A 14435-nucleotide genomic window follows, 5' to 3' on the forward strand; every position below is an offset into this window, starting at 1 on the left:
CGATCTTTTTAATTCGGATTAGGTAGCAATCCTTATTGAGTCAGTGCCGTTCTAACGCCGGCTTCAAGTTCTTCGTGAACAGATTTAAATAACCCAAGTTGGCGTTCAATGATTTGTTCAGGTACACCCGCCATAGCACGCGCTATGTTGCCGTACAATCGCTGCTTTTGGGCATCATCAAATAGGCAATATAAAGCACGAGGCTGTGAAAAATCATCATTGCCTTTGCGGTGGTCGTATCTATCCGCCATGCCGTCGAGCTCAAGAGCAGGGCGCTTATACTCTGGGCTCTCTTTTGGGCCTCCCATCGAGTTAGGTTCGTAGTAGGCATCTTCGTTACCACCGGGTTCATTGTTAAAGAACCGCATCGCACCGTCTTTGTGGTAATGATGCACAGGGCATTTGGGGCGGTTAACGGGTAATGCCTCATAATGCGTACCGAGTCGGTAGCGGTGAGCATCAGCATAGGAGAAAATGCGTGCTTGCAACATTTTATCGGGAGAAAATCCAATTCCAGACACCACGTTAGACGGACTAAATGCAGCTTGTTCTATCTCTGCAAAATAATTGTCTGGCACGCGATTTAATTCTAGTGTGCCAACATCGATGAGTGGAAAGTCGCCATGCGGCCAGACTTTGGTTAAATCAAACGGATTGTGTTGGAACTGTTTTGCTTGTGCTTCAGTCATCACCTGAATTTTCATATCCCATTTTGGATAATTTCCGCGCTCTATGGCCTCAAGCAAGTCCTCTTGAAAACTCTCTCTGCTTTCGCCAATCACCGTTTTTGACTCTTCATCGGTATGATGCTGGTGGCCTTGTTGGGTTTTCATATGAAACTTCACCCAAACTCTCTGGTTGTCTTCGTTAATCAAACTAAAGGTATGTGAGCCATAGCCGTTCATGTGCCTTACATCCGTTGGCAAGCCACGGTCAGACATTAAAATTAATACTTGATGCAGGCTTTCTGGTGACAAAGACCAAAAATCCCATTGCGCGGTGTTGGAGCGCAGGTTAGTTTTAGGATGGCGCTTTTGGGTGTGAATAAAATCTGGGAATTTATACGGATCACGGACAAAAAATACAGGTGTATTGTTACCAACCAAATCCCAGTTTCCTTCTTCAGTGTAAAACTTTATCGAGAAACCTCTAACATCACGCTCCGCATCGGCAGCCCCTTTTTCTCCGGCTACCGTTGAGAAGCGCATCAGAATGTCGGTTTGCTTACCAACCTCAGCAAATAGCTTAGCCTTGGTATATTGACTTATGTCGTTTGTCACCGTAAATGTTCCAAACGCCCCCCATCCCTTACCGTGAACGGTACGCTCTGGTATACGTTCTCTATTTTGATGCGCCAGTTTTTCGATTAGCTGGTAATCCTCAACCAATAATGGGCCTCGAGGGCCAGCGGTGAGGCTATTTTGGTTATCGGCGATTGGATTACCTGCTGTGGTAGTTAATGGACACTTGGTCATTGCTCGTTTCCTTCATTTAAATGTAGAAACTAACAGCAAGAAATAAACCAAAATAAAACACAATAAAAACAGTGGGTTGAGTATTTAGTTGGTGGTGAGTGTGATTTTTACAGAGCAAAGTTTTCAAAATACTTGTAAGAGCTACGTAAATGGTGAGCTGTGAAATTGCTCACCACCTGCCTACCTTAGCTACTGAGATTCTGCAAATGTATCAAGTTCATTTTCCATTTGTTCCCGCATTTTGAACTTTTGTAGTTTGCCTGTGACTGTCATCGGATAATTTTCAACGAGCTTAATATGTTTTGGCACTTTGAAATAGGCGAGTTTGTCTTTTAAGAATACGCGAATATCTTCTTCCGAAATATAGTGACCGGGTTTAAGTTGAACCCAAGCACAAACCTCTTCACCATATTTTTCGTCTTTGATCCCAAATACCGCAGCATCTTGAATATCATCATGGTGATACAGTACTTCCTCAATTTCACGGGGATAGATATTTTCACCACCGCGAATGATCATATCCTTGATGCGACCAACAATACTGACAAACCCTTGATTGTCCATCACCCCTAAATCACCGGAATGTAGCCAGCCATCGCTATCAATAGTGGCTGCTGTTTTTTCCGAGTCTTGCCAATACCCTTTCATCACGCAATATCCACGAGCACAGACTTCACCGGGTGTGCCAATTGGAGCAATATGTCCCAGTTCATCAATGATTTTTACTTCGGTATGGGGCATCGCGCGGCCAACCGTTTGGACGCGTTTTTCAACAGGGGAGTCGATCTCGGTAATATTGTTGATTGGACTACACTCGGTTTGTCCATAACCAATCAATACATCGGTCATATGCATTTGAGTTTGCACTTGGCGCATTACTTTTTCGGGGCAGGTGGAGCCTGCCATAACTCCCGTGCGTAAAGAGGACAAGTCAAACTGCTTAAAATCTGGGTGTTCTAACTGTGCAATAAACATCGTAGGCACACCGTGCAGTGCAGTACATTGTTCTTGTTCGACGACTTGTAGCGTTATTAGTGGGTCAAAACTGTCGTTAGGAAAGACCGCACAAGCGCCCTTACTAATACAGACTAAGTTGCCTAGCACCATGCCAAAACAGTGGTATAGGGGGACGGGAATACAGAGCTTGTCACGCTCCGTTAGCTTCATGGCATTAGCAACCAATAATCCGTTATTGAGAATATTGCTATGTGTGAGCGTCGCGCCTTTAGGGTTACCCGTTGTGCCAGAAGTAAACTGAATATTGATGGCCTCATCAGCACTTAAGTTAGCGGCAATGGCGTTGGCTTCTAAATAGTGCGCGTCATTGGCTCGAGCCAACAAATCTCTAAAATTCATCAACCCTGGTTCGTTATCATCGTCGATAAGTACGATTTGTTTCAAAGAAGGGAGGCGTGCAGAGCTAAGCTCGCCAAACAGACAATCGTACGACTCTGGCGCTAGCTCTCTGATCATATTGACATAATGACTATGTTTAAAGGATTTTGCCATGATCAGCATTTTACACTCAACGTTGTTTAGGGCGTATTCTAATTCGCTCGGACGGTAGGCTGGATTAATACATACCATAACAGCACCAATCTTTGCGGTAGCAAACTGTACTAAGCTCCATTCGAGGTTATTAGGGGACCAAATGCCAACTCTGTCTCCAGGCTGTATACCAACAGCTAAAAGACTAGCGGCGAGCTGATTTATTTTTGCCAAATACTGGCGGTAATTTAAACGGATTGATTGATGAGAAACAACAATTGCTTCCCTTTCTGGGTGATTGTCGACAATGTTTTCTAGATACTGTCCAATTGTGAGTTCGGTTAGTGGTGTCGCTTGGGGTCCTTTAAAGTAACTTTTTGTAAGCTTAACTTCAGTTAATTCTTTGCTCTGTGTAGTCATGACTGTTCCTTGCTGTTGATCTTTAATTATTATCTTTATGCTCTATCAGTGATAACTTAATTGTCGACAAAATCAAGTGCGATTGGACGAAAAGCATTAAATTACGACTAATGGATAGTAATAAAGCGTGAGCAGAAAGGTAACCCAGAGACTTATCATTTGGCATAAAAAAACGCCTGAAAATTCAGGCGTTTTTTATTTTAACTTAAGCCGAGGAATGGCTATGCAAGCCCTTCATCTGTTTCTACATGCTCGTCTTTATGGTGCTTAGCGATTTCATCTGAAAGTGCTTGTTTAGAGCGCTTCTCAGAAACTCGCCTTGCCATTAGCCAGTAGAAAAATAGAGGTAAGAAGAATACCGCAAGGAAAGTAGCGGAAAGCATGCCACCCATTACCCCTGTACCAACGCTATGCCTTGCGCCAGCACCCGCACCTGAACTCATCACCAAAGGTACAACACCCAGAATGAAAGCAAGTGAGGTCATGATAATAGGTCTAAAACGCAGTCTAGCCGCTTCTAGTGCCGCAGTCGCTGGACTCCAACCTTCTTGATATTTCATCAAGGCGTATTCGACAATCAATATGGCATTTTTACTGGCAAGGCCAAGTAGGGTAACCAAACCAATTTGGAAGTACACATCGTTAGTCAGTCCTGCGATCCAAATAGAAACAAGTGCACCAAACGTACCAAATGGTAGTGCTAACATCACAGATACAGGTAGTGACCAACGCTCATACAGCGCCGCAAGTATTAAAAATACCATGATCACCGCCATTCCAAGTGCAAGTCCAGTGGTGCCAGAGTTTTGCTTTTCTTGGAATGCCGAGCCCGTCCACTCGTATGTCATATCTGGTGGTAGTACCTTGTTGGCGATACGCTCAAATTCCGCGATAGCTTGGCCTGAGCTGTAACCCGGTGCAGCTTCACCCATTAATTTCACAGCAGATAAATTGTTGTAGCGATTCATCGTTTCAGGGCCACGACTATACTCAACGTCAGTAAATGCTGAAATTGGCACCATTTCACCACGGTTGTTTTTCACATAAATGCGTCCAACATCTTCTGGTGTCATTCTAAACTCGGCTTCTGCTGACATAATAACTTGCCACGCACGACCAAACTTATTGAAGTCGTTGACATAGTAATTACCTAGGTTAGCCGCAAGTGCGTTAAACGCTGAGTTGATATTTACCCCCATCGCACGCGCTTGCTCACGGTCCATATGCACTTTCAGCTGCGGTGCATCAGGGCGCCACAACGTTTGAATACCGGTAAGAATAGGGCTCTTCTGCGCTTCGGCCATGATCATCTGCATGCCTTGCTTCAATTTTGCCGGATCTGAACCGCCTTTATTTTGCAAGAAGACCTCAAAGCCACCCGTAGTCCCTAAACCAAAAATCGGTGGTGGGTTAAAAGCAAGCACCAAAGCTTCATTGATGTGTGCGGTTTTCATAAACAGTTCACCAACGAGCTCTTTTGCAGACACATCACGCTGATCCCAATGTGTTTGCGTCACGAACATAGTTGCAGCGCTATTTTTGAAACCGCCACCGATAAAGTCCATCCCCGTAAATGCAACGACGTTTTCGTTAGCTGGGTTTGACTTTGCGGCAGCAATCACTTCATCTGCAACTTTAGCGGTGCGCTCCAATGAGGAACCGTCAGGTAAAAATACCGCAATCATGTAGTAGCCTTGATCTTCGTCAGGTACTAATGAGCTTGGTGTTTTTTGCCAGAGGAACACAGTGGCACCAATCATCGCAACCATCAATGTTAAACCAACAAAACCACGACGCACCATAAAGCTAACCGCACCGACGTAGCGGCCAGTGACACGATGGAACCAATCATTAAACCATAAGAAAAACTTAGCATCTTGCTTATGCTCATGTTTTAGTAACAGTACACACAGCGCTGGAGTCATGGTTAACGCCACGACACCCGATAAGCTTACTGAGATCGAGATAGTAATTGCGAATTGACGGAACAGCTCACCAGTTAAACCACCGAGGAAGGCGATAGGCACGAATACCGAACACAGCACCAATACAATCGCGACCACGGGGCCGCTTACTTCTTGCATTGCTTTAACTGCAGCTTCTCTGGCTTGTAAGCCTTGTTCATGCATTATCCGCTCAACGTTTTCCAGTACCACGATGGCGTCATCTACCACGATACCAATCGATAACACCATGCCAAACAGAGTCAGTGTGTTAATCGAGTAGCCAAGCATATAAAGACCTGCAAAAGTACCAAGCAAAGAGACAGGTACTGCAAGCGTTGGAATAAGCGTCGCGCGCCAGTTTTGCAAGAATAAGTAAACGACCAAGAATACTAAGATCATCGCCTCACCAAGCGTTTTTAACACTTCACGAATAGATACTTCAACAAAGCGAGTGGTATCGTATGAGTTTACATGTGCAAGACCTGTTGGAAACTGAGGTTTGATCTGTTCAATTTCGGCTTCTACGGCTTTGGCTACATCTAATGCATTCGCGCCCGGTTGCAAGAATACACCTAGTAGTACCGCTTCTTTACCGTTAATAGTACCTTGGAAGTTATAGTCTTTAGAGCCAAGCTCTACTCGAGCCACATCTTTTAATCGTAAGGTCGAACCATCGGGATTCGCTCGAACGATGATATTTTCGAACTCTTCAGCCGTTGATAAACGGCCTTTCGCCGTTACGCTGTATACTAACGATTGCGGATCCTGAGAAGTTGGGGTCGCACCAATACTACCCGCGGCATACTGAGAGTTTTGCTCCCTGATAGCGCTGGCGATATCATCTGCGGTCACTTGCAACTGGCTCATAATATCTGGGCGTAGCCAAATACGCATGGCGTAGTCTTTCGCACCAAATATTTGCACGTTTGTCGTACCTGGAATACGTTTAACGCGGTCAAGGATATTCATCGTGACGTAGTTGGAGGTCCAAAGGCTATCACGAGTACCATCAGGTGAGTAAAAGGCATGAACCTGTAAGAAGTTAGACGAGGTTTTTTGCACCACAACACCTTGGCGTCTGGTCTCTTCTGGTAATCGCGCTTCTACCTGTTTAACTCGGTTGTTTACGTCAACGGCTGCTTGATCGACATCCGTACCTATCTCAAACGTCACTGCAATAGTGGTTACACCTGAGTTGGTACTGGTGGAGGTCATATACATCATGCCTTCAACACCGGTGATCGCGTTTTCAATCGGAGTTGCAACGGTTTGTTCTAATACATCCGCTGATGCACCAGGATAAACTGCACGCACTTCTACTTGAGGAGGTGCGATCTCAGGATATTGAGCAACAGGCAAACTACGCATAGCAGCAAGACCGGCCAGAACAATCACAATCGAGATAACAAAGGCAAAAATGGGCCTATTAATAAAATATTTGGAGAACATCAGATTATTCTCCTTGCTCGCTCACTGACACTGGCATTCCTGGGAAGAAAATCCTTGCCATGCCTTCAACAATCACCGGTTGACCAGCTTTTAGCCCTTCGCGGATCACCCACATATTTTCATTGTTAAGCGAAACCCATTCACCCACTTTTACTGGAGCGGGTAGGGCAACCGTTGCACCTTGTTCGTTCTTGGTCGCAACATATACAAACTTACCAGTACCATTATCTAGCACGGCTCTTTGCGGTAATACAATGGCATTGTTGCGTACCGCTCCCGATAGCTTAACCCGAACGAATTGCCCAGGTCTAAGCTCACCGTTTTCATTTGGAATACGTGCTTGGAGCTCGCTGGTGCCGGTATAACGATTAACTCGAACGTCGCTAAAGTTAACTTTACCAACCTCTCCGTATACCGAACCATCTTGCAAAATAATTGTGGTATCAAACTCGTTATGTTCAGGTAAAGATAAAGCACCGCTTTCTACATCTTGGCGCATGGCAAGTTGCTCACGCTCAGAAAAGCCAAAACGAGCGCGGATTGTGCTGGTATCGGTAAGCTCAGTTAGTAGTACGCTAGGTCCTGAAACATAGCTACCTTCAGACATCAGCTCACGACCTACAATACCAGACACCGGGGCCTCAACCTTTGCATATTCAAGGTCTAGTTTGGCTTCATTTAAGGCTACTTTTGCAGATTCTAGGTTAGCGACAGCGACATCATAAGCTGATACTGAGTTATCAAAGTCACGCTTAGAAACAGAGCGTTCATTCTTAAGGCGTTCTAGTCTTTCACTTTCACGCTTTGTTTGCTCAACATTTGCTTTTGCGGCCTGAAGTGCAGCTTGTGCCTTTTCTACAGCTAATTCAAACGGCTTAAGTTCAATAGTAAACAAAGATTGGCCTGCTTTAACAAACTGGCCTTCTTCAAAGTTGCGTGATTCGATGATCCCGGAAACACGAGAGCGGATTTCGACTTCTTTATCACCAGCAAGCGTGGCGGGAAGCTCTATATCAAATGGAACCGATTGGGTTACCACTTGCTGTACACTCACTTGAGCAGGAGGCATGGCTTGGCCTCCACCTTGTTGTGGTGCTTCTGAACACGCAGACAAAGCGCCTAACGTGAGCATTAAAAAAGAGAGGTGTTTAACACGACTGCGTATTGATGCTGGATACATGAACACTCCAATTCCTATATTATCATTTATGCTGCCTCAACTTTTGCTGAGGAACTACCTTGCAATTTGCCTTTTATAACGCACACTCAGCTGGATGCAATCAGACGAGTGCGTTTATTTCATACCTTAACCACACCAAAGTAAAGGCGTTTTGTTCGACAATTAAACAAGTAAACGGTAGTGTATACTTAAAGAAATAAAAGGTAAACGGTTGCGTGTACTTTTCTTTAGTTTAGGTATACGATCAAGTGTACTTTTTATTAACGGCTTAATTGATTAAACTAAGGGAAGGTTGATTTATTACTAAGAAAGGCTATTAATAACGCTAGAAGTCGTTCTTGGTATGCAACTAACCATGTGAGTAGCAGCAAAGTAACCTAACTGATGTAAGTAATGGTTACCTAATGGCTCGCTTTTCCCACTATTAATTAAAGACAGAATAAGTAGATGACGCAACTTTCACAAAAACAGCAGTCAATTTTATGTGCCGCGATAGAAGAATTCGCGCAAAAAGGTCTGCAAGCAACGACGATGGAATCGATCAGTCAATCAGCGGAAGTATCTAAGCGCACATTATATAAACATTACTCAACCAAAGATGAGCTGTTTGATGCAGTGGTTGAGCTGCTCATTGAGCGGATCAAGCCTATTACCGCTATCCAGTTTATTCCAAACTATGACTTTTCGGTTCAATTACAACACCTTGCAAAGAGTGCCATGACATTATTGAATGACGAAGATTACATGCGCTTATCTCGCATTGTGATGATTGAGTCTATGCGCAGCTTTGAGCAGGCGCAAAATTTAAATGAAAAGTTTAGCCATTGTGAAGCCGCAATGATCCAATGGTTCGAAGATGCCGCGAGGTCAGGGTGCTTAGGTCATTTTGAAGCGGATTTTGCTGCGGCCTATTTTTGGGGCGCGCTGAAGAAGTTAGGGTATTGGGAGCGAGCGATTAAATGGCAAGCTCCACTTCCAGAAGCGGAGCTTGATATATTGGTCGAAAAGGCGGTGAAATTATTTTGTAATGGCGTTACTCAACCCCAATAAATCCACCGGTCTGATGTGACCAAAGCTTGGCGTAAATCCCCCCTAAAGCTAGCAAGGATTGATGGCTTCCTTCTTCGACGATACGTCCTTCATCCATTACGATCAGCCGGTCCATTTGGGCTATGGTCGACAATCTATGTGCAATCGCAATCACTGTTTTTCCTTCCATTAGGGCATCAAGACTTTCTTGAATAGCTAGCTCGACCTCTGAATCCAGTGCTGACGTGGCTTCGTCTAAGATAAGAATAGGGGCATTTTTCAATAGTACCCGAGCGATGGCTATACGTTGTCGTTGACCACCAGATAACTTAACACCGCGCTCGCCTACTTGTGCATCAAACCCAGTGTTACCATGGCTGTCTTCTAAGTCTTGAATAAAGTCGTAGGCTTGGGCCTCTTTAGTGGCCGCGATTAATTCATCTTCCGATGCATCGGGGCGACCATAGAGAATATTGTCACGTACACTTCGGTGTAGCAAGGAGGTATCTTGAGTCACCATCGCAATATGGCGGCGTAAGCTTTCTTGTTTTACGTCAGCGATATTTTGGCCATCAATTTCAATGCTGCCACCATCGGTATCATAAAACCGCAACAGCAGGTTAACGAGTGTCGACTTGCCTGCACCTGAACGCCCAACTACTCCAATTTTTTCACCTGGTTTAATATGCAGGTTGAGGTTGTCGATAACATTATGTTGTCTGGTGGCGTCTTTGCGTTTATAGGCGAAGGTGGTGTTACAAAAGTCAATTTTGCCGGCAGTAAACGCCAATTGTGGTGCGCTATCTTGATCAACTATGTCAAGCGGGCGAGACAAAGTGTTCATCCCGTCAGCAACTGTGCCTATATTTTCAAACAGGCCGCTTATCTCCCACATTATCCACTGAGCCATTCCATTTAAACGCAGTGCCAAGCCTACAGTAATAGCAATAGCCCCGGCACTAATGGCATTGAAAGACCACAAATAGATGGATAGTGCAGCAACCGAAAATACCAGTAAATAGTTTAATGCTTGAATACTAACGTTTAAGCTTGTTACTAAACGCATTTGTTTATATACCGGCTGAATAAATACATCCATGCTGTCTCTAGCGTATTCTTCTTCGCGCTTGGTATAAGAAAAAAGTTTTACGGTAGAAATATTTGTGTAGCTGTCTACTATTCTACCTGTCATTTCAGAGCGTGCATCCGCTTGTTCGCTGGACACACGCTTTAATCTAGGAACAAAATAAAACTGAAAGCCAATATAACATCCAAGCCACACAATAAGTGGGATCATCAAACGAATATCACTACTGGCGACTAAGGCTAGCATCGCGGTAAAGTAGACCAAAATATAAACCAGCACATCTAGCAATTTCATCACCGACTCACGCACCGCCAGTGCGGTTTGCATGACTTTGGTCGCGATGCGACCTGCAAATTCGTCTTGGTAGAATGTCATTGACTGCTTAAGTAAATAACGGTGTGCTTGCCAACGAATAGCCATGGGGTAGTTACCCAGCAAGCTTTGATGCAAAATGGCGCTGTGAAAAAATACCAGCAGTGGTAACGCAACCAAAGTGATCAATGACATTCTGATCAATTCAGCACGTTTGGCCTCAAAGAGAGTCTCAGGCGTGTAGGTCGACAGCCAGTCAACTAAATTGCCCATAAAGCCGAATAACGTCACCTCCAATATTGCTAAAATGGCGGCACTTAGCGACATAAATAACAGTGGTAGTTCCATCCCTTTGGTATAAAAACGACAAAATGCGAGTAAACCGGTAGGTGGTTGACCCACTTCTTGCTCTGGAAAGGGGGTGGTAAAGCGTTCAAAAACTCGATACATGGACAATCCCTAAATTTGTTCAGCTGCTAGTCTACCTTGATAGTATGAAATGCGCGAGTCACTAATTGGTGCATAATTAGCACATATTAATAGCACCAATGCGAATGCAGTAAAGATGGTGAAGCCGAATGATAAGCAAAAGGTAAGTACGATTTTTTGCGGTTAAAGTCTTAATTGAATAAGCCTAAACGCTACCAGTCAGGTTCAAGTCACAGAAATCAATCAAGTCTGACTGTCGCATATCTGCTTATTGGTGCGTTCAGGACGTACTGCATTTCAGTACATGAAGGTGGAAGTTCGTACTCAGTTACAACGAATGTCAGCTACTGTTCCCAAGCTGTTGCAGAAACATCGTTTATTTTTTGAAAAAAGCAATTCAGAGCCTTTCATCGTGCAAGACTTACAACGGTTAAATTCAAGTGTTTTAGGACACTAGTCCTGATTTTTTCAATGTCTAATATATTGAGCTAGCAAATCTTTCCATAAGAGATACTGCTACTATAATTAAAAGATAATTTTATCACTTTATAAACTTGAGCGAAAAATAGATTAATGGACATACCAGTAGATCAAGCTGAGTCGATATTTAATGGGATATCTGCCGATTTAGTTAACCAACTATCCAATGTCAAGACTGAAGAAGACATTAAGCTACGTGTTATAAATCGAATTTTAGTTGAGGTGTTAGGTTGGGCAACATCAGACATCAATTGTGAAACGAAAAATGACAATGGATTTTCAGATTATTTGATTTCTAATGACGAAAGCCCTGTTTTTGTTCTTGAGGCAAAAAAGCAAGGGAGTCTGCAAATCACCTCTTCAAAAGAAGACGAAATGAGAACTCTCAAGCTGTCAGGGACAAGTCTGAAAAAGTGCCAAGATGGGATAGAACAAGCAGCGGGCTATATACAAAATAGTGGTGCAGCTTTAGCAGTTTTAAGCGATGGGTCTGCTTGGATTATATTTAAGGCCTACGTTCCAGGTGCGAATTATAAGGACAAAGAAGCATTTGTATTTCCGAGTATTTATGCCATTAAGAATAACTTTTCTTCATTTTACGAATTATTATCAAAACCAGCCTCCAGTCAAAGACTGTATAGTGTCAAGTTTGATGACCTTCATCACCGTAGATTGAATCTAACCCAAAAGTTACATTCCGCAATTGGAGAAAATGAAATAAGAATTACCCAAAAATCGTCTCTTGCAATGGACCTAGAGAAGGTGTTTGAAAAGTATTTCGCGGCAATGGCGGGGAGTGATGATAACGAAATTATTATGGAGTGCTTTGTAGAATCTCGAGAGAGTAGGATAGCTGATTTTAGTCTTGAAAAAATCACTGCAAAAGTGTTAGGGAATGTAGGGTACAAAATTGATGTTAATAATCAGCTTTCTGAGCTGATTCATGACACTGTTTCGGTTGAAGAAAATCAAAGTACAGGAGAGACTGTTTTTATAGTTGGTCCTACTGGTTCAGGCAAAACGACTTTTCTAGAGCGCTTCTTTAAAAAGACTTTGTCACGTTCACTAAAAGATAAGTGCCTAATATTAAATGTAAACTGCCTTCATCATACTGGCTCTGAAGAAACTGTATTACCGTGGCTTACTCAAGAGCTGATTGAAATTATTGAACAAAGCATATTCGAGGAGGGAAGCCCTAATTGGGATGACTTAATGTCTTTATACATTGGAGAGTATAAGCGAAGAGCAAAGGGAGCGGACAAGCACTTATATGATTCTGACAAAACCGCTTTCAAAGTGAAATTTGGTGAATTCTTAGATGAGCAGGTAGAAAAAAATAGAGAGGAATACCTGAAACGTCTTTTACGTGAAATAGTCAGAAATAGAAAAAGGTTGCCTATTTTCATAGTTGATAATACTGATGAAAAGACAATTGAGTACAAAACTAGGGTTTTTCAGTATTTACAGTCTATGCAATTTGAAGCTTATCATTCCTTGTTGTTTTTTCCGGTAACTGATAGGTCGGCATGGGCGTTTAAAAAGACAGATATTTTTGGGATCTACGAATCGAAGTCATTCTTTCTTCCTACCCCATCCCCTAGAGAAGTTTTTCGGAAACGCGCTGATTATTTGAAGAGGACACTAGATTTTATAGGCGCAAACAAAGATGTTGGGCACGAGAGTTATCTTGCGCAAAAGGGCATTAGAATATCAATTGAGGATTTACAGGGGTTTACTCAAGCTCTCGAGAGTATCTTCGTAGACCACGAATTTACTTCAAAAACGATCGGCCAACTTTCAAACTATAACATACGTAAAACACTCTTACTTTCTAAGAGAGTGTTAACTTCTTCGGTCATAAAAATTGAGGATTTAGTTCGCTCCTACATTAGCGGTAAACCAATTACTACCAGCTATAGTCGTTTTATAGACGCTCTCCTAAAAGGGAACTATAGTTTGTATAAGCGTAATGATGACTCCGAGACTCTGCCAATATTCGATGTTGACCAGCGGGTTCGACAATCACCACTTGTAAACATACGAATACTGAGCCTATTGGCCCAAGTATACAACAATGGAAAAAATGTTGAAGAAAGACATATAGGGCTTAATTCACTTATTTCATACTTCGAAGCTATCGGTGGGGACGAGGTTTCAGTTGTGACTTCGGTTTCTAGGCTTTTGGAAGCGAAGCTTATTGAGCCATATGATATTTCAACCTCTGGGATATCTAGTGAGCCCGATCTCGCTATTTCCCACAAAGGGCTTATTCACCTGCAACTAGGATTGAAAAATGCTGTATTCTTTTACCAGATGGCATTAATCACTGATATTGCAGATGAAACTGTTGCTCAAAGAATAAAACGAGCTTATAAACTACCTGAGTTCCAAAATCGTATATCGACAGTTAAACAGGAGTTTTCAATATTTCTTCTTGAAGAAGACAAGAAATACTTTAAACAAGATACCACGATTCATAAGTATGATTGCCAATTAAATGTCATTCAGGAAATCAAGAAGTTTTCTGACGGCCTCAAGAAACCCGAAGATGACCTTGTCGCAACTATGGGTGAGCAGTTTAAAGATGGGCTTATATTCCAAGAAATACTCTGCACCGTAGCTTGGTATGATCCCAAAAAGCGCTATGGATACGCAAATGTAGAAGAATTGGAGGAGGGAGTTTTCTTCCATCTGGACAGGCTTTTAGAATGTGGAATTAGCTATATTTCCGAGAGCGATAAGATACTCTGCCAAGTTTCAAGGAGCAACAAAGGGCTGCAAATAGATAAAATTTTTGATGTCGAGATCGATGCCAAGAGTATCGAGAAAGACAAATGCACAATCGTTCGTTTGTTTGAGGATAGAGATTACGGATTCGTATCAATCGGCAATACAGAACATATCGCGTATCTTCCTACCTATTTATTTAACTCCGAAGCAAGAAAAGAACTAAAAGTCGGGCATCAGTTTACGGCTGAAATTATTATGGATAGTAGTATAGGTAGTTATCAAATCCGAAGCGTATTAAGTTCTGATGGTGTGAAAAAGCTAGTTTAAATATTTTGGACTACTTTGATTGTTTAATAAATGTATTAATTAAAGTAATGTTTAGGTTGGTATTGAACTCAAAGAGTTTATTA

7 protein-coding genes are annotated in these 14435 nt (G+C 42.7%); 2 read left to right on the forward strand and 5 right to left on the reverse strand.

The window, feature by feature from the left end:
• Positions 1-32: 32 nt before the first annotated feature.
• The 4 genes from CEX98_RS17020 to CEX98_RS17035 all read right to left on the reverse strand — a co-directional run bounded on the left by CEX98_RS17020 (position 33) and on the right by CEX98_RS17035 (position 7958).
• Entirely contained in the window at positions 33-1475 is a 1443-nt protein-coding gene (locus tag CEX98_RS17020; RefSeq protein ID WP_099643219.1) for a catalase, read from the reverse strand.
• 189 nt (positions 1476-1664) lie between these two features.
• On the reverse strand, positions 1665-3383 hold the full coding sequence (locus CEX98_RS17025; protein ID WP_099643220.1) for an AMP-binding protein: 1719 nt from the start codon (positions 3381-3383) through the stop codon (positions 1665-1667).
• 221 nt (positions 3384-3604) lie between these two features.
• Positions 3605-6778: an efflux RND transporter permease subunit gene (locus tag CEX98_RS17030; protein WP_099643221.1), complete on the reverse strand. Its 3174-nt coding sequence runs from the start codon at positions 6776-6778 to the stop codon at positions 3605-3607.
• 4 nt (positions 6779-6782) lie between these two features.
• Entirely contained in the window at positions 6783-7958 is a 1176-nt protein-coding gene (locus CEX98_RS17035) for an efflux RND transporter periplasmic adaptor subunit (protein ID WP_099643222.1), read from the reverse strand.
• Positions 7959-8405: 447 nt separating this feature from the next.
• Between CEX98_RS17035 and CEX98_RS17040 the strand changes: the two genes are divergently transcribed.
• The gene (locus CEX98_RS17040) at positions 8406-9008 is read left to right on the forward strand and encodes a TetR/AcrR family transcriptional regulator (RefSeq protein WP_099643223.1); all 603 of its coding nucleotides are present in this window, start codon (positions 8406-8408) and stop codon (positions 9006-9008) included.
• Here the strand turns inward: CEX98_RS17040 and CEX98_RS17045 are convergent.
• Positions 8992-10836: an ABC transporter ATP-binding protein gene (locus tag CEX98_RS17045; RefSeq protein ID WP_099643224.1), complete on the reverse strand. Its 1845-nt coding sequence runs from the start codon at positions 10834-10836 to the stop codon at positions 8992-8994. The two genes, CEX98_RS17040 and CEX98_RS17045, sit on opposite strands and share 17 nt — an antisense overlap.
• Positions 10837-11388: 552 nt before the next feature.
• Between CEX98_RS17045 and CEX98_RS17050 the strand changes: the two genes are divergently transcribed.
• On the forward strand, positions 11389-14352 hold the full coding sequence (locus CEX98_RS17050; RefSeq protein ID WP_099643225.1) for an AAA family ATPase: 2964 nt from the start codon (positions 11389-11391) through the stop codon (positions 14350-14352).
• Positions 14353-14435 lie beyond the last annotated feature (83 nt).

The organism is Pseudoalteromonas piscicida (genome assembly GCF_002744175.1).
Classification (GTDB): Bacteria; Pseudomonadota; Gammaproteobacteria; order Enterobacterales; family Alteromonadaceae; genus Pseudoalteromonas; species Pseudoalteromonas piscicida_B.